Below are 973 nucleotides of genomic sequence, written 5' to 3'. Positions count from 1 at the left end.
AAAAGTAATTGAGGCTATATTAGCTTATTTTGTTATAATTATAATAGAAAAAAGAACTAAGCTTAGTTATTTAACATCTAAACTTAGTTCTTTTTTATTTAAATGTAACTAACATTCAATTCACATCTCCTAGTTAATTTTAAATAATAAGATATCTAATTAGTATATAAAAAGTTTTTAAAAATATTTAAAACCTTTTACTAGATTATTAAGTCTAATAGTTAGAATAAAATATTGAAAGGGGATAAGATGGAAGAGGTAGTTTTAGTTAAAAGAGCTATCAAAGGTGATAGACAAGCTTTTGAAAGTCTTATGGATATTTACTTTGATAGGATGTGTAGGGAAGCATATATAAGATGCAAACATGAAGAAGATACTAAAGAAATAGTTCAAGAAACTATATATAAGGCTTATAAGAGTATTAAAAATTTAAATGAGCCTAAATATTTTAAAACATGGTTGAGTAGGATACTTATAAATGTAGCTAAATTACATTATATAAATTTTTACTGGAGGAATACTATGGATAACTTTAGAAGCTCTATGCCAAGAGAAAATCTAATAATGTTAATAATGGCAGCTGGAATACTTGTTTTTAACTTAATTGGATTTATAGTATCATACTTTGTATGGAGAGAACTAAGCAAAGACTCTGACTATATAAGAGAAAATGGAAGAAGATTATTAAACTTCCATATATCTTTTACAATATATACGATAATAGCAGGATTATTGGTAATTGTATTAATAGGAGTAMTTTTAGCACCAATAGTTTCAATAGCATACTTTGTATTAGCAATACTAGGTATGATAAAGTATGGTCAGTATAAAGATTATGACTATGCATTTACAATCAATTTTATAAAGTAATGAATTAAAGATGAAGTGAAAAGCTTCATCTTTTTTATTATTCAAATAAATATATACTAAGGAATATTTAAAGATATAAAAGAAGTACCACCTAGTTATTGCT

At 24.5% G+C, this 973-nt stretch carries 1 protein-coding gene; it reads left to right on the top strand.

Annotated elements, in window-relative coordinates; all coding sequences use genetic code 11:
- Positions 1–249 precede the first annotated feature (249 nt).
- Entirely contained in the window at positions 250–870 is a 621-nt protein-coding gene (locus G3997_RS05690) for a DUF4870 domain-containing protein (protein ID WP_296644226.1), read from the top strand.
- The last annotated feature ends 103 nt before the right edge of the window (positions 871–973 follow it).

Source organism: Romboutsia sp. 13368 (assembly GCF_018336475.1).
GTDB lineage: Bacteria > Bacillota > Clostridia > Peptostreptococcales > Peptostreptococcaceae > Romboutsia.
The sequence above is the reverse complement of the archived record's forward strand: the minus strand, read 5'-3'. Positions and strand labels throughout refer to the sequence as shown.